17 protein-coding genes and 2 pseudogenes are annotated in these 14199 nt (G+C 73.9%); 11 read left to right on the forward strand and 8 right to left on the reverse strand.

From position 1 onward, the window contains the following. Window positions 1-161: 161 nt before the first annotated feature. Complete coding sequence (locus tag K7640_RS29100; protein WP_222958150.1) at window positions 162-932, forward strand: ABC transporter ATP-binding protein; 771 nt, start codon at window positions 162-164, stop codon at window positions 930-932. 52 nt (window positions 933-984) lie between these two features. Further along, on the forward strand, window positions 985-3540 hold the full coding sequence (locus K7640_RS29105) for an ABC transporter permease (protein WP_222958151.1): 2556 nt from the start codon (window positions 985-987) through the stop codon (window positions 3538-3540). 54 nt (window positions 3541-3594) lie between these two features. On the opposite strand, the gene K7640_RS29110 is transcribed toward K7640_RS29105, so the two are convergent. Both K7640_RS29110 and K7640_RS29115 read right to left on the reverse strand, forming a co-directional pair. Further along, complete coding sequence (locus K7640_RS29110; protein ID WP_308042842.1) at window positions 3595-4242, reverse strand: HAD family phosphatase; 648 nt, start codon at window positions 4240-4242, stop codon at window positions 3595-3597. A 136-nt stretch (window positions 4243-4378) separates the two neighbouring features. Beyond that, window positions 4379-5140, reverse strand: a complete 762-nt coding sequence (locus K7640_RS29115) for a neutral zinc metallopeptidase (protein ID WP_222958152.1) — start codon at window positions 5138-5140, stop codon at window positions 4379-4381. Window positions 5141-5267: 127 nt separating this feature from the next. Here K7640_RS29115 and K7640_RS29120 point away from each other — a divergent pair, with 127 nt between their 5' ends. Then, complete coding sequence (locus K7640_RS29120) at window positions 5268-5690, forward strand: hypothetical protein (protein WP_222958153.1); 423 nt, start codon at window positions 5268-5270, stop codon at window positions 5688-5690. A 4-nt stretch (window positions 5691-5694) separates the two neighbouring features. Here the strand turns inward: K7640_RS29120 and K7640_RS29125 are convergent, their stop codons facing one another. Next, window positions 5695-5907 carry a hypothetical protein gene (locus K7640_RS29125; RefSeq protein ID WP_222958154.1) on the reverse strand — a complete coding sequence of 71 codons (213 nt, stop codon included), beginning with the start codon at window positions 5905-5907 and terminating at the stop codon, window positions 5695-5697. Further along, entirely contained in the window at window positions 5904-6860 is a 957-nt protein-coding gene (locus tag K7640_RS29130) for a LysR family transcriptional regulator (protein ID WP_222958155.1), read from the reverse strand. Before K7640_RS29130 ends, K7640_RS29125 begins: the two co-directional genes overlap by 4 nt. 70 nt (window positions 6861-6930) lie before the next feature. Here K7640_RS29130 and K7640_RS30505 point away from each other — a divergent pair. From K7640_RS30505 to K7640_RS29165, 8 genes and pseudogenes are all read left to right on the forward strand, one after another. Then, window positions 6931-7776 (forward strand): annotated as a pseudogene (locus tag K7640_RS30505) (dihydrodipicolinate synthase family protein); the annotation flags it as partial. Between the two features lie 138 nt (window positions 7777-7914). Next, window positions 7915-8313 carry a DinB family protein gene (locus K7640_RS30510; RefSeq protein ID WP_308042849.1) on the forward strand — a complete coding sequence of 133 codons (399 nt, stop codon included), beginning with the start codon at window positions 7915-7917 and terminating at the stop codon, window positions 8311-8313. A 37-nt stretch (window positions 8314-8350) separates the two neighbouring features. Then, the gene (locus tag K7640_RS29140; protein ID WP_222958157.1) at window positions 8351-8563 is read left to right on the forward strand and encodes a hypothetical protein; all 213 of its coding nucleotides are present in this window, start codon (window positions 8351-8353) and stop codon (window positions 8561-8563) included. A 60-nt stretch (window positions 8564-8623) separates the two neighbouring features. Further along, complete coding sequence (locus tag K7640_RS29145; RefSeq protein ID WP_222958158.1) at window positions 8624-9004, forward strand: VOC family protein; 381 nt, start codon at window positions 8624-8626, stop codon at window positions 9002-9004. 80 nt (window positions 9005-9084) lie between these two features. Beyond that, on the forward strand, window positions 9085-9360 hold the full coding sequence (locus tag K7640_RS29150; protein ID WP_222958159.1) for a hypothetical protein: 276 nt from the start codon (window positions 9085-9087) through the stop codon (window positions 9358-9360). A 118-nt stretch (window positions 9361-9478) separates the two neighbouring features. Beyond that, window positions 9479-10138 carry an HNH endonuclease family protein gene (locus K7640_RS29155; RefSeq protein ID WP_222958160.1) on the forward strand — a complete coding sequence of 220 codons (660 nt, stop codon included), beginning with the start codon at window positions 9479-9481 and terminating at the stop codon, window positions 10136-10138. A 143-nt stretch (window positions 10139-10281) separates the two neighbouring features. Next, window positions 10282-10848, forward strand: a complete 567-nt coding sequence (locus K7640_RS29160; RefSeq protein ID WP_222958161.1) for a snapalysin family zinc-dependent metalloprotease — start codon at window positions 10282-10284, stop codon at window positions 10846-10848. Between the two features lie 63 nt (window positions 10849-10911). After that, window positions 10912-11409 (forward strand): AAA family ATPase, encoded by a 498-nt coding sequence (locus K7640_RS29165; RefSeq protein ID WP_222958162.1) that lies wholly within the window; start codon window positions 10912-10914, stop codon window positions 11407-11409. Here K7640_RS29165 and K7640_RS29170 read toward each other — a convergent pair. From K7640_RS29170 to K7640_RS29180, 4 genes and pseudogenes are all read right to left on the reverse strand, one after another. Further along, complete coding sequence (locus K7640_RS29170; RefSeq protein ID WP_222958163.1) at window positions 11398-12102, reverse strand: VOC family protein; 705 nt, start codon at window positions 12100-12102, stop codon at window positions 11398-11400. The genes K7640_RS29165 and K7640_RS29170 overlap by 12 nt on opposite strands. A gap of 135 nt (window positions 12103-12237) precedes the next feature. After that, window positions 12238-12456: pseudogene (locus K7640_RS30915) on the reverse strand (hypothetical protein); the annotation flags it as partial. Beyond that, a complete protein-coding gene (locus K7640_RS29175) occupies window positions 12453-12632 on the reverse strand; it encodes a hypothetical protein (RefSeq protein ID WP_222958164.1) in 180 nt (59 codons plus the stop codon). The gene K7640_RS29175 and the pseudogene K7640_RS30915, both read right to left, overlap by 4 nt. A 314-nt stretch (window positions 12633-12946) precedes the next feature. Next, window positions 12947-14158: a helix-turn-helix transcriptional regulator gene (locus tag K7640_RS29180; protein ID WP_222958165.1), complete on the reverse strand. Its 1212-nt coding sequence runs from the start codon at window positions 14156-14158 to the stop codon at window positions 12947-12949. Between the last annotated feature and the right edge of the window lie 41 nt (window positions 14159-14199).

Below are 14199 nucleotides of genomic sequence, written 5' to 3' on the forward strand. Positions count from 1 at the left end.
GGGGATGACCCTGAGTCCGTATCAGGGCCGTCCCGCAGCGGAAAATCCGCCGCGGGTCCCCCGTCAGGTGGACGGGTCGACGCCCGCCGGCACAGAGGATGTAACTGCCGCACCGACCAGCGGGGGCGGTGTGCGCGTGAAACGCGGGAGGGAAGACGAACGTGACCGCAACGGTGGGTCGGCAGGCCGGGGTGGCAGCCCGGGCCGACGAGGTGTGGAAGGTGTACGGCAGCGGCGAGGCCCAGGTGGTCGCGCTGCGGGGGGTGAGCGCGGAGTTCGAACGCGGCCGGTTCACGGCCATCATGGGGCCGTCCGGCTCGGGCAAGTCGACGTTGATGCACTGCCTGGCCGGGTTGGACTCGGTGACCCGGGGCACGGTGGCCATCGGCGACACCACGGTCACCGGGCTGGGTGACTCGGGGCTGACGAAGCTGCGCCGGGACAAGGTCGGCTTCATCTTCCAGCAGTTCAACCTGCTGCCGACGCTTACCGCGCAGGAGAACATCCTGCTGCCGCTGTCGATCGCCGGCCGCAAGCCCGACCCGGCCTGGTACGAGACGGTGATCGACACGGTCGGGCTGCGGGACCGGCTGACGCACCGCCCGGCCCAGCTCTCCGGCGGCCAGCAGCAGCGGGTGGCGTGCGCCCGGGCCCTGGTCGGCCGCCCCGAGGTGATCTTCGCGGACGAGCCGACCGGCAACCTGGACTCGCGCTCCGGCGCCGAGGTGCTGGCCTTCCTGCGCGACTCGGTGCGCGAGCACGGCCAGACGATCGTGATGGTGACCCACGACCCGACCGCCGCCGGGTACGCCGACCGGGTGGTCTTCCTCGCCGACGGGCAGATCGTCTCGGAGTTGATCGAGCCGACCGCGGACACCGTGCTGGACACGATGAAGAAGCTGGACACCGGGGCCGAGGTGGGTCGGCCGTGAGCATGCCGCGGGTGTCCGGGCCGGCGCCGGCCCCGGGACGGGGGTCGCGCTGATGTTCCGGGCGACGATGAAGAGCCTGCTGGCGCGGAAGGTGCGCCTGGTCCTGTCCGGCCTGGCCGTGGTGCTGGGTGTCATGTTCGTCTCCGGCGCGTTCGTGTTGACCGACACGCTGGGCCGGTCCTTCGACGCGGTCTTCGCCGACGGTTTCTCCGACATCGACGTCACCGTGTCGGCGAAGCCGAAGGTGGCGCTCAGCGAGACCGAGGGCGAGCAGGTGGCCGCGCCGCTGCCGGCGTCCGCGGTGGAGCGGGTCCGGCGGGACGTGCCGGGCGTGGCCGAGGCCGTGGGGGTGGTCAGCGCCGACGGCGCCCGCCTGATCGGCAGCAACGGCAAGGTGGTGACCTCGTTCGGGCCGCCGCAGCTGGGTGAGAACTGGCTCGGCGAGAGCGACCTGGTCGAGTTGCGGCCGGGCGGGCGGGAGCCGCGGGCCGACGACGAGATCGTCGTCAACGCCGCCCTGGCGCAGGCGGCGAACGTCAAGGTCGGTGACCGGGTGGGCGTGCTCACCCTGGCGCCGAAGAAGGAGTTCACCCTGGTCGGGGTCTTCGGCTACAGCGGTGGCCGGGACTCGATTGGCGGGGTGAACCAGGTCGCCTTCACCACCCCGGTCGCGCAGCAGCTGATGCTGGGCAAGCCGGACGTGTTCACCACCATCACGGTGCGCGCCGCCGACGGGGTGACCCCGCAGCGGCTGCGCGACGACGTGGCCGCCGCGCTCGGCGCGGACTACGTGGTGAAGACCGGCGAGCAGGCCGCCGCCGACCAGGCGGCGGGACTGAAGCAGGGGTTGGACTTCTTCAACAAGGTGCTGCTCGGTTTCGCCGCGGTGGCGCTGCTGGTGGGCACCTTCCTCATCCTCAACACTTTCTCGATCATCGTGGCGCAGCGGACCCGGGAGCTGGCGCTGATGCGGGCGCTGGGGGCCAGCGGCCGGCAGATCGTCGGCTCGGTGGTGCTGGAGGCTGTCGCGGTGGGCCTGATCGCCTCGCTGCTCGGCCTGGCCGCCGGCATCGGGGTGGGCGCGCTGCTGGCGTACCTGTTCGGCAAGCTCGCCGGCGGGTTGACCCTGGCCGGGCTGGGCGTGCCGGCGGCGGCGGTGATCGGCGCGCTCGGGGTGGGCCTGCTGATCACGGTGGTGGCGGCGCTGCTGCCGGCGATCCGGGCGGCGCGGATCCCGCCGATCGCGGCCATGCAGGACGTGGCGAACCCGGACCGGCCGCTGACCAAGGTCACCGTCGCCGGGTCGCTGGTCACCGCGGTCGGCGCGGTGCTGCTCTTCGTCGGGCTCGACGGGCACGCCGGCGGCAACACGCTCGCGGTCATCCTCGGCGGGGTGCTGTTCGCGTTCATCGGGGTGGCGCTGTTGACCCCGCTGATCAGCCGGCCGGTGGTGGGCCTGCTCGGGTCGCTGTTCGCCTGGTCGGTGCCGGGCAAGCTGGGCCGGCTGAACTCCGGCCGCAACCCGCGCCGCACGGCGATCACCGCGGCCGCCCTGATGGTCGGCATCGCGCTGGTCACCGGGGTGACGGTCATCCTGGATTCGGCCAAGGGCAGCATCGGCGCGCTGGCCGAGGACCGGATCAAGGCCGAGCTGGTGATCGCCGGGGCGCAGAGCGGGCCCCGGCCGGCGACCTTCGACCCGTCGGTGCTGACCGAGGCGGCGAAGATCCCGGGCGTGCAGCTCGTCGACGGCGAGTACGGCGACATGGCCGTGGTCGGCGGCAAGCGCACCTGGGTGGGCGCGGCGAGCGACGTGTCCGCGCTGGAGCGGATCTTCGGGGCGCGGGCCACCGCCGGTGACATCAGCCGGCTGGGCCCGGACCAGATGCTGTTCAGCTCGGACACCGCCAAGTCCCGCAACGTGTCGGTCGGCTCGCAGGTTCCCGTGCAGCTGTCCCGGGGCGAGACGCGCACCTTCACGGTCAGCGGCATCTACGAGAGTTCCCAGTTGACCAACCCGGTGATGCTGCCGGTGGAGGCGACGAAGGACTTCGCCATCCCGCAGCCGTCGCAGGGCTTCGTGCAGTTGGCCCCGGGCACCCGGGTCGCCGACGTGCAGCCGCAGGTGGAGCGGCTGCTGGCGGACAGCCCCGAGGTGTCGGTCGCCGACCGGGCGGCGTTCATCAAGCAGCAGACCAGCATGCTGGACACCCCACTGCAGATGATCCAGATCCTGCTGGCGCTGGCCATCGTGATCGCGGTGCTGGGCATCGTGAACACCCTGGCGCTGTCGGTGCTGGAGCGGACCCGCGAGCTGGGGCTGCTGCGGGCGATCGGCCTGCGGCGGGCGCAGACCATGCGGATGATCACCGTGGAGGCGGTGGTGATCTCGGTGTTCGGCGCGCTGCTGGGCGTCGTGGTCGGCACCGGTCTCGGTGCGGCGGTGGTCCGTGCGCTGCGCGACGAGGGCATCACCGACCTGCACCTGCCGTGGACCCAGATGGCCGTCATGCTGGGCCTGGCCGCCGTGGTCGGGGTGGCGGCGGCGGTGGTGCCGGCGATCCGGGCAGCCCGGATCAACGTGCTGGGCGCGATCGCCCACGAGTGAGCCGGTGACGACGAGGGGCCCCGCCGCCCGGCGGGGCCCCTCGCGCGTTCGCGGTCAGGCCGGCGGTTCGCCGAGCAGCGCGGCCAGCAGCTCCAGGTCAGCGGCGGTCAGGCTGGCCAGCTGGTGTACGCCGTCGGCCGGCGCGATCGGCACCTCCGCCGGGACCGCCAGCACCGCCGCGCCGGCGGCGAGCGCGCTGGCCACCCCGCTCGGGGAGTCCTCGATCGCCACGCACCGGGCGATCGGCACGCCGAGCAGCCGGGCGGCGGTCAGGTAGGGCTCGGGGTGCGGCTTGGCGGCGGTCACCTCGTCGCCGCAGACGATCGCGTCGAAGCTGTCCCGGCCGAGGGTGTCCAGGGCCACCTCGACCAGCGGGCGGGTGCTGGAGGTGACCAGCGCGGTGGGGATGCCGGCGGCGCGTACCGCGCCCAGCAGGGCCAGCGCGCCGGGCCGCCAGCGCAGGCCGGTGCGGAACAGCTCCAGGATCCGCGCGTCGATCCAGGCGGCGCTGGCCTGGGGGTCCCGCTCCGGCTGGCCCAGGTCGTCGTGCAGGATGCGCATCGACACGGCCATGCTGGTGCCGACGATGGCGCGGCGGGCGGCGTCGGAGAGCGTGCCGCCGTACGTCTCGGCCAGCTCGGTGAGCGCGACGTCCCACAGCTTCTCGCTGTCGACCAGGGTGCCGTCCATGTCGAAGAGCACGGCGGCGGGGTGCGGGCTGCTCAGCGGATCCTCCCGGGGTGCGGCGTGACCTCGCCGATCCTGCCAGCCGGGCCGCCGGCGACGCCGGGTGTCCCGGCGCGGGGTGACGCAGCCCTCTTCCCGCCCGCCGGCGCGCTCAGCCCAGGTCGCAGGCGTCCAGCGACCGCTCGTAGCCGCGGAAGAACGACTCGGTGCGCTGCTCGGCGGTGCCGTGCGAGCCCTCGGCGAACCAGGGCTGGTCGGGGTCGTCGCCCACCGCGAGCAGCCCGTCGCGCAGCTCGTCCAGGTCGCCGTCGTCCAGCGTGAGGGTCTTCGCGCGGACCGAGTCGCCGAGGTACGCCCCGGCCATGCAGTCGGCCTGCAACTCCTGCTGGATGGTGAAGTTGTAGCGGATGCCGAGGCGCACCTGCACGCCGTGGGCGTACTCGTGGCCGAGCAGGTAGAACAGGAACGCGTCGCCGATCTGCCGGAACGCCGCCACCGACCAGTTGACGTCGTAGGCGATGAAGTCGCCGGCCGAGCAGTACACGGCGTTGTTGCGGGGCAGCGGCTGGTCGCCGCAGGCCAGCTCGCCCTCCCGCTGGTAGGCGACCACCCGCCGGATCGGCCGGAACTGCTCCCCGGACGCCTTGAACTGGGCGGTCCAGTATTCCTGGGCGGTGCCGACCGCGCCGTTCATGTCCCGCTTGAACTCGGCCACGCTGGTGGTGCCGTCGGCGCCCGGGCCGTCGGACCCGGAGTCCTCCGGGGCCGCCGCCGACCGGCGGGGCTCCGCCGGCCCGTCGGAGCCGGGCTCGCCGCCGTCGACCCCGCCCACCGCGCAGCCGGCGGCCACCACCGCGGCGACCAGGAACCCGGCGAGCGGTCCCCGCCGTGCACGTCCCGCCTTCTCCCCCACGGTCGCCTCCCCGGCCGAATCGATGTGCCAGCGCATTACCCAGGGCAGGTGCCGATGATGCCCACCCGTGATCACGAAGGCGCGGTGCCGATGGTTCACCGGTCGACCGCCCGCGTACAGTGCGGCGGTGACCGGTCGGGTGGCGCACGCGAGCATCGTCTACTGGCGACGAAGCATCTGGATCGGCCGGCGCTGCGTGCCGGTGGCGATGACCCTGGACGACGGGTGGCTGCGGGCCCGCGACGCCGGCGGCGGGGAGCTGTTCGCGGTGCCCGCCGGGCGGGTCCGCGGCCGGCTGTCCCGGCTCGGCACGCTGCTGCTCACCGTCGACGGGCGGCGCTACGCCCTGGTCGGGCGGGGCGCCGACAACTCGCCGGAGCCATCGGCCGAGCAGCGGCGCGCGGTCACCGCGTTCTGGGCGGTCCGCCCGGCGCCCGGGCCGGCGGGCGGACCCGGGCTCCTCGACCAGATCTTCAACGGCTCCGCCGCCTGGCACACCCGCACCTGGCGGGACGTGCTCGCCGCCGCCGGGGCCGACCTGCGCCGCTGACCGCTCAGCCGGTGAAGCCGTGACCGCCCCGGTTCCAGCCGTCGTGCTGCGCGTGCTCCCGCTCGGCCGCCCGCCGGTGCCGCTCGGCCCGTGCGGCGCGGACCGCCGCCGCGTCCTCGTCGCCTGGAGACCGGCGCCGGTCCCGCAGCCGGACGTAGCCGAGCACCGCGGCCGCGGCCACGGCGAGCACCGCGAGGGTCACCAGCACCGTCGTCATGACGAAACGGTACGCCGCGGCGGCCGGCCTGTGGGGGCGGCGCCGCCCGCCGGCTGACTGTCCAGGTAGGCGACGGTGGAGGCGCGCAGCGCCGTGACGCAGGCGACCACCGCCGGGTGCCCGCCGGCGCCCCGCCGGTACGCCACCCGGGTGTAGCGCCGCAGGGCCAGCGGGATCAGCCGCACCCCCGGTGGCGGCCCGTCCACCCCGAGCTGGGGCACCAGCGCCACGCCCTGGCCGGCGGCGACCAGCGCCAGCACGGCGGTGAAGTCGTCGGCGTGGTGGCGTACGGCCGGGGTGAAGCCGGCCAGTTCGCAGGCGCGCACGGCCATGGTGTGGCAGAGGGTGCCCGGGCTGCCCAGCACCCAGTCGTCGGCCCGGGTGGCGGCGACGGGATTGTCGGCCGGCAGGGGCGGCCGGTCGGCGGCGGCCGCCAGGTAGACCGTCTCGGTGAGCAGCGGCTCGGCTTCCAGCGCCGGCTCGGGCGGCACCGGCACGGCGTCGTAGTCGTGCACCAGGGCCACGTCGAGGCGGCGCTCGCGCAGCGCGGCCGGCGCGGCCGTCGGGTCCAGCTCGCTGACCATCAGGTCCAGCGCCGGATGGTCACGGCCCAGGGCGGCGAGGGCGGCCGGCAGCAGGGTGCGTACCGCGCTGGGGAAGGCGCCGATGCGTACCGTGCCGGACAGCCCGGCGCGGGCGGCGGCGAGCGTCGCCTCGGCCGACTCCAGGGCGGCCAGCACGGTCTCCGCGTGGCCGACCAGGGCGGCGCCGGCGGCGGTGAGGGTGACCCGCCGGCCGGCGCGGGCCAGCAGCGGCACCCCGGCCTGGCGTTGCAGGGCGGCCAGTTGTTGGGACACCGCCGACGGGGTGTACGCGTGGGCGTCGGCCACGGCGGCGATGGTGCCCAGGTGGGCGAGGTCGCGCAGCAGGACCAGGCGACGGACGTCGAGCATAAGCTCAGCTTACGGTTGCCGTGAGGAATCGGAACTGGTGCTGACCGGTCGGATCGCCGACGCTGGGATCATGACGTTGACCGGCCTGTTCGTTCCGCTGATCACCCCGTTCGACGAGACCGGGGCGGTGGCCCTGGACGCGCTCTCCGCCCTCGCCCGCCGGACGCTTGACGACGGCGCCACCGGGCTGGTGGCGCTGGGCACCACCGGCGAGCCCGGCGCGCTGACCGGCGACGAGCGGCGGGCGGTGCTCGACACGGTGGCCGGGGTGTGCCGGGAGCGCTCCGCGCCGCTGCTGGTCGGCGCGAACAGCCCGGCGGAGCTGCGCGCGCTGGCCGACCTGCCGGCGGTCACCGCCGCGCTGACCCTGGTGCCGCCGTTCCTGCGCCCCGGCGAGGCGGGGGTGCTGGCCCACTTCGCCCGGCTGGCCGCCCTCAGCCCGGTGCCGCTGGTGGCCTACCACGTCCCGCACCGGACCGGGCAGCCGCTGTCGGCGGACGCGCTGCGCCGGCTGGCCGCCACCCCCGGCGTGGTCGGGGTGAAGCACGCCGTCGGCGGCATCGACCCGACCACGGTGGCGCTGCTGGCCGACCCGCCGCCGGACTTCGCGCTGCTCGGCGGGGACGACTTGGTGCTGCCGGCGCTGCTGGCGCTGGGCGCGCACGGCGGCATCGTCGCCTCCGCGCACCTGGCCACCGCCCGGTTCGCGGAGCTGGTCGAGGCGTGGCGCGCCGGTGACGCGGCCCGCGCCCGGCCGCTGGGGCACCGGCTGGCCACGCTGGCCGCGGCGCTGTTCGCCGAGCCGAACCCCACGGTGGTCAAGGCCGTGCTGCACGCCCACGGCCGGATCCCGACCCCCGACGTACGGCTGCCGTTGCTGCCCGCGGCGGCCGGGAGCCGGGCCGCGGCGCTGCGGGCGCTGGACGCGGCCGACGGCCCGGTGGCGATCCCACCGGACACCGCCGACTGGACCTTCGTCATCGACCGGGGCTGCGACGAGTGCGGGTTCACCCCGCCGCCGGCCGAGACCACCGGCGCGCGGCTGCGGGCCACCGTGCCGCACTGGCGGGCCGCGCTGGCCCGCCCGGACGCCGGCCGGCGGCCGGCCCCGACGGTCTGGTCCCCGGTCGAGTATGCCTGCCACGTGCGGGACACCTGCCGGATCTTCCGGCAGCGGTTGGAGCTGATGCTTGACGAGGACGACCCGACGTTCGCCGACTGGGACCAGGACGCCGCCGCCGTCGCCGGGAACTACCACCACCAGTCCCCCGGCACGGTCGCCGGGCAGCTCGCCGCCGAGGCCGAGGCGACCGCCGCCGCCTTCGACGCGGTCCGGCCCGACCAGTGGGAGCGCCCCGGGCGACGCAGCAACGGGTCGCTGTTCACGGTGCGCCGCTTCGCGGTGTACTTCCTGCACGACGTGCTGCACCACGCGCACGACGTGACCCGCTGAGGATTGCCGCCGGCGCCGGGCGGGCACACCGGCCATCATGGACGACGAACGGCGGTACTCGGTGCGGCCCGGCGCGGTCGAGCTGACCCGTACCCAGTGGACGGTCGTCGGCGTCGCCCTGGCGGTCGCGCTGGTCGGCGGGGTCGCGGCGTGGGTGCTCGGCGGGCCGGCGGTGGCGGCGATGGTCCTCGGCCCGTGCGCCGTCGCGATCGGCCTCACCGTCGCGCTCGGCCGCCAACCCGGGCGGTAGGACCGGCCGGCCGCGCCACGGGGCCCGCGGGTGTCGTTGTCCGCCGATATCCTGCCCGGCATGCATCGCAGCCGGCTCTACGCCATCCTCATCGACGCTCCCCGCGACGAGGCCGACGCGGCGGCCGCGTTCTGGTCGGCCGCGCTCGGGGCGCCGGCCCGCCCGGAGCCGGGCGCGCCGCAGTTCATCGCCCTGCACGACGCGCTGCCCGGGCTGGTCGCGGCCGTGCAGTCGGTGGACGACGCGCCCCGCATCCACCTCGACATCGAGACCGACGACGTGGTGGCGGAGACCGGGCGGCTGCTCGGCCTCGGCGCCGTCCAGGTCGGGCAGTGGCAGGAGTGCCGGGTGCTGCGGGTGCCCGGCGGTCATCTGGTCTGCGTGCTGCCGGTGGAGAGCGACCCCGCGCTCTTCGACGCGCAGGCCCGGGCCTGGCCCTGACCCCGCCGGCGATGGTGGGCCGGCCGCGACGATCCGGGCGATCGGTACGGTAGCGCCGTCCAGCGTGGCATCCTTGGTCGATGTCACGCCCCCACCCGGCGCTGGTCGTCGGGATCCTGCTGCTCATCGCCGCCTGTGTCCTGCCGGGCATCCGCTTCGCCGATCTGGCCGGCACGTCGCTGCCCCACCAGGACGCGCCACCGCACCTGGTGGAGCAGCACGCCGCCGACGTCGCCGCGGCCGAACACCGGCTGCTCGTCGCGGTGGCGGTCGCCGCCGTCCTCGCCGTGCTGGGGGTGACCGCCGTGGCGCACGGGTGGCGGCAGCGGCGGCCGGCCGAGCGCGGCCGGCGGTAGGGCGCGGCGGGCCTCGGGTCACGGACTGTTCACCCAGGTCGAGCTAGACCGTTACTTCTATCTCCGTCTATACATTGAGCGGGCCCACCCTCGACCCTCTCGATGCCACGGAGCCATCATGACCCGTACCCTGCGCGCCACGGCCGCCACCCTCGCCGCCGTCCTGGCCGCCACCCTCGGCCTCGCCCAACCGGCCTGGGCCGCCAGCTACTCCGCCTCGCTGACCACCGCCGTCGCCGGCATGTCCGTCGCCACCGAGGTACGCACCGGCTACAGCCGCGACCTGTTCCCGCACTGGATCGACGCGGACGGCAACGGCTGCCACACCCGCAACGAGGTGCTGCTCGCCGAGGCCGTCACCCGGCCCACGATCAGCGGCACGTGCACCCTGTCCGGCGGGCGCTGGTACTCCTACTACGACAACGCCTACTGGACGCTCGCCAGCGACCTGGACATCGACCACATGGTGCCGTTGGCCGAGGCGTGGGACTCCGGTGCGCGCAGCTGGACCACCAGCCGCCGCCAGGCGTTCGCCAACGACCTCGGTGACTACCGCTCGCTGGCGGCGGTCACCGACAACGTCAACCAGGCCAAGGGCGACCAGGACCCGGCCACCTGGCTGCCGCCGTACGCGTCGGCCCGCTGCCGCTACGTCGCCGAGTGGGTGGCGGTGAAGATCCGCTGGCGGCTCACCGTGGACAGTGCCGAGAAGAGCGCCCTGACCAGTTGGGCGAACAACTGCCCGAGCACGACGGTCTCCGTGACGTACGCGTACTGACCGACCCGGCCACCGATCGAGGGCGCGACCCACCGGTCGCGCCCTCGCCGTTAATTGATTTCCCTCGATGCTTGATATCGATGCCTAACGATTACTAAGCTGGCCTCGTCCCCGCTCGACCCATTCCCCCTGGAGCGTGAGCGATGCGTCTGCCCAAGCTGTCCCGAGTCCTCGCCGCCCTGGCCGCCACCACCATGGCGGCGTTCGGTGCCGTCGCCGTCGAGGCGACGCCGGCCTCCGCGGCCATCCGCAACGTCTGCTACAACACCAGCCAGGCCGGGCCGTTCGCCAGCTACGCCAACCAGGCCGCCACCATCTGGAACAACTACACCGCCAACATCAACATGGCGCAGTGCGGCTCGAACCTGATGATCTACTACACCTACGGCGGTGGCTCGTACGCCCAGCGCACCAGCCTCGGCAACGGCCGCGTGGTCATCGACTACTACCAGGCCCAGCAGTACTCCCCGCTGCGGATCATGACGCACGAGATCGGGCACATCCTCGGCCTGCCCGACAACTACAACGGCAACTGCGCCATCCTGATGTCCGGCGGCAGCGCCGGCACCAGCTGCACCAACCCGTACCCGAGCTCCGCCGAGGCCGCGCAGGTCGACCGCAACTTCGCCAGCACCGTGCGCACCGCGGCGACCTCCGGGGTCTTCTCCGGCAGCTGGCCCGCCCCGGCGGCGGTGGGCGCCAACCGCTGATCCCCAGCACCACTACGGTCGGGCCGGCGTTCGCGCCGGCCCGACCCGCCGTACCATCGACCGATGGCGACCGTCCTGGTCACCGGGATGTCGGGCACCGGCAAGTCGACCGCGCTGGCGGCCCTCGCCGCCCGGGGGCACCGCACCGTCGACACCGACACCGACCGGTGGAGTCACTGGGTGACCCTGCCCGACGGCTCCCGCGACTGGGTCTGGCGGGAACCTGTCATCGCCGAACTGCTCGCCACGCACCACACGGGCGACCTGTTCGTCGCCGGCTGCAAGAGCAACCAGGGCCGGTTCTATCCGTCGTTCGACCACGTGGTCCTGCTGAGCGCCCCGGCCGAGGTGCTGCTGGCCCGGGTCGCCGCCCGCACCACCAACCCGTACGGCAAACGGCCCGCGGAACGGGCCGCCATCCTGCGGCACCTGGCCGAGGTCGAACCCCTGCTCCGCGCCACCGCCACCCTGGAGCTCGACGCCACGGCACCGGTCGAGACCATCGTCGCGCAGCTGGAGCGCCTCACCGGCCGGCCTCCGACCGGGCGCTCAGCCGAATGACACCCGGAACTCCTCGCCGCCGGGATCGGCCAGCGCGACGCTACCGTCCGCGCCGGTGCCGAGCCGGGTGGCTCCCAGCGCGACCAGCCGGTCGACCTCCGCCCGCGGGTCGCCGCCGGCCAGGGTGAGGTCGAGACGCTGCCGGTTGCGCCCCCGCATCGGGGCCACCGGCGGGCCGCCCCAGGCGACCTTCGTGCCACCGTACGGGGACTGGATCGCGGTCTCGCCGTCCTGGTCCCACACCAGCGGCCAGCCCAGCGCCGCGCTCCAGAAGACGCCGACCTCCCGCAGGCCGTCGCAGGCCAGCTCCCCGAGCGGGCCGCACCCGGCGAGGAAGGCGTTGCCCGCCTCGATCACGCAGAACTCGTTGCCCTCCGGATCGCCCAGCACGACGTGCCCCTCCTCGGGGCGCTGCCCGACGTCGAGGTGACCGCCGCCGAGGCTCAGCACCCGCGCCACCATGTCCCGCTGGTCGGCGTCGCTGGCGCTGGTCAGGTGCAGGTGCATCCGGTTCATCCCCACCCGCTGCGCCTGGCTCGCGACGAACCGGAGGCCGAGCTGGGTGTCGTCGCCGGGCACCAGCGCGGCGCCGCCATCGTCGACGACCTCCCGGCCGAGCACCGCGGCCCAGAACTCCGCCAGGCGGGCGGGGTCGTGCGCGTCGAAGGTCACCGACAGGTGTGGGGAGAGCATGGCCACACGGTAGGCAGCGGTCGGTGGGACGACAAACGGAATTACCGGTGACGGGGCCTGCCGTCGGCGGGCCACCGGCGTCACCCCCAGTCGCGCGGACTATCGCTCGTCGTAGAAGAAAGACGAACTCGCGGGCTCGCGCGTCCAACCAAGGAATCGGCGATGCAGCACGCCGGCCGGCGCCCAACCCATGTCCTTGGTGGCTTGGACGAGGTAGGAGCCGAGGTAGAGGGCCAGCGACACCGGAGCCGCGGCATACTCCGCCCGCAGCTCCCGCTTCCGCGTGGGGCAGGGCCAGGGCAGGTCGCAGCCTCCGCAGCTCCAGATGGGCATGACCGGGCCGTGGGTGGTCACCGCACACCCTCCAGGAAACGAGTGGTGATCGTCCGCGCCTGCCGGCTGGTCGCCCAATCCACCTGCCAGCACGGGTACGGCACCAGCCGCGACCACCACGCTCGGCAGCCGGCGCACATGCCGTCGAGTCCTCGGACGTGCACCGCGAGGATCGCCTCTTCCTGCCCGCCGCTCACTGCTCACCCGCCTGCGGCCAGTGCCCACGGTCGATCGGAATCCGGTGCCGGGCACGGCACGGCAGGTCAGCCCCACAGCGGCAGACGCGCCGCCACCGCCGCCACGACCACACCGGCCGATGTCTGCGGGCGAAAGTCAGCGCGGCGGCCGAAAGGTATTCGTCATACGAAACGCGCCGCACGTGCCGTCCCCTCGCCCTCGACCTTGAGAGGGACGCGACGACCAGGCGAAACCCGCACCGCTCGCCGCATCCCGTGAGCAGAAAGCTACGGTGGGTCGCAGGGCGGAATGGGTAGGGTTCTTACCCCCTTGATCAGGCGAGGAGCCCGACCTTCACCGCGAGGTCGCGGGCGTCGTCGCGGGTGGAACGCGGGCCGTCGAGCAGGTCCAGGGTGATCTGGCGGGCGTACCCGTTGAAACGGATCGTCTCCGGCGCCGCCTCGTACGCCCGCCGGAGGGTCGCCACGGCCGCTTCCTTGTCGTCCTTGCCGTAGTGCGCCCGCGCGACCTCGATGAGATGGCGTGCCCGGCGGGGCCTCGACGGGATGGCCGCCGCGTCGTGACGCCGGGCCTGCCGCACCGCCTCCCCGGACTTCTGCAACTCGACCGCCACGGTCACCGCGTGAGCGCCCATGATGACCTGGGAAAACGAGGTCTGCGGTTGGTAGAAGCCCAGCGGCAGGCGCTGGGCCACCCGGTCCGCATGATCCCAGTACCGCCAGGCCCGGCCCTCCTCACCGGCACGGGCAGCGGTGTAGGCCGCCTCGAAGTTCAGCGCCCCCCACAACGCCAGCAGGTTCGTGCTCCCGTCGGCCGTGCGCGGCTCCACAGCCGACAACACGTCCAGGGTCACCGCCATCGCCGTGTCCCAGTCACCGGCGTCCCGGTGCACCTGGCACAAGAACCAACCCGCGCAGGCCACCGCCTCCGGATCACCGGACTCCTGCGCCGCCACCATCGCCCGATCCGCCACCCGCCACAACAGCTCGGCAGCCGGTTGGTAGGCAAGGAACATCTGGGTCAGCCCGAGCGTCTCCGCCAACAGGGCCTGCGCCTGCCGGCGCTCGTCACCCTCGTACGCCAACGCGGCGCGCTGCACGTCCCGCAGCAGCCCCGGCAACAACCCGCCCAGCACCGTACGGTGATCCGACGCCTGATGGCGTGCCCGCCATGCCACCGCCAGTCGCTGCCTCAGGCTGGTCAACGACTCGACGGCATCCTCGTCGATGGGCATGAAGCGGTTCACGGCGTCCCGGACCGACGCCAGCGCCGGATGTTCTGGCCCGTTGACCACGGCGGACCGGTCGCCCAACTCTCCGGCCAACGCGGACACGTCGACCTTGAGGGCACGCGCGATGCGATCCAGCATGTGAATACGGGGCGGCAGGATCCGATCGGTCTCCACCGCCTTGACCCATTCGGCGCTGCGGCCCACCAACCCGCCGAGCACCGCCCGAGTCTTCCCGGACCGCTCCCGGTAGACCTTCAGGCGCTGCCCGAACGTCAACTCCGGCAAGGAATCCATCCCGACCTCCTCGTAGCGCGGGATGCGCCATCGGCACCCGG

The sequence above is a fragment of the Micromonospora sp. PLK6-60 genome, assembly GCF_019890675.1.
GTDB lineage: Bacteria > Actinomycetota > Actinomycetes > Mycobacteriales > Micromonosporaceae > Micromonospora.

Excerpts from the sequence above, each read along its gene's own strand:
- K7640_RS29105 (WP_222958151.1), top strand. The coding sequence starts at position 985 with ATGTTCCGGGCGACGATGAAGAGCCTGCTGGCGCGGAAGGTGCGCCTG.
- K7640_RS29125 (WP_222958154.1), bottom strand. The coding sequence starts at position 5,907 with ATGACGACGGTGCTGGTGACCCTCGCGGTGCTCGCCGTGGCCGCGGCC.
- K7640_RS29130 (WP_222958155.1), bottom strand. The coding sequence starts at position 6,860 with ATGCTCGACGTCCGTCGCCTGGTCCTGCTGCGCGACCTCGCCCACCTG.
- K7640_RS29140 (WP_222958157.1), top strand. The coding sequence starts at position 8,351 with ATGGACGACGAACGGCGGTACTCGGTGCGGCCCGGCGCGGTCGAGCTG.
- K7640_RS29145 (WP_222958158.1), top strand. The coding sequence starts at position 8,624 with ATGCATCGCAGCCGGCTCTACGCCATCCTCATCGACGCTCCCCGCGAC.
- K7640_RS29150 (WP_222958159.1), top strand. The coding sequence starts at position 9,085 with ATGTCACGCCCCCACCCGGCGCTGGTCGTCGGGATCCTGCTGCTCATC.
- K7640_RS29155 (WP_222958160.1), top strand. The coding sequence starts at position 9,479 with ATGACCCGTACCCTGCGCGCCACGGCCGCCACCCTCGCCGCCGTCCTG.
- K7640_RS29160 (WP_222958161.1), top strand. The coding sequence starts at position 10,282 with ATGCGTCTGCCCAAGCTGTCCCGAGTCCTCGCCGCCCTGGCCGCCACC.
- K7640_RS29165 (WP_222958162.1), top strand. The coding sequence starts at position 10,912 with ATGGCGACCGTCCTGGTCACCGGGATGTCGGGCACCGGCAAGTCGACC.
- K7640_RS29170 (WP_222958163.1), bottom strand. The coding sequence starts at position 12,102 with ATGCTCTCCCCACACCTGTCGGTGACCTTCGACGCGCACGACCCCGCC.
- K7640_RS29180 (WP_222958165.1), bottom strand. The coding sequence starts at position 14,158 with ATGGATTCCTTGCCGGAGTTGACGTTCGGGCAGCGCCTGAAGGTCTAC.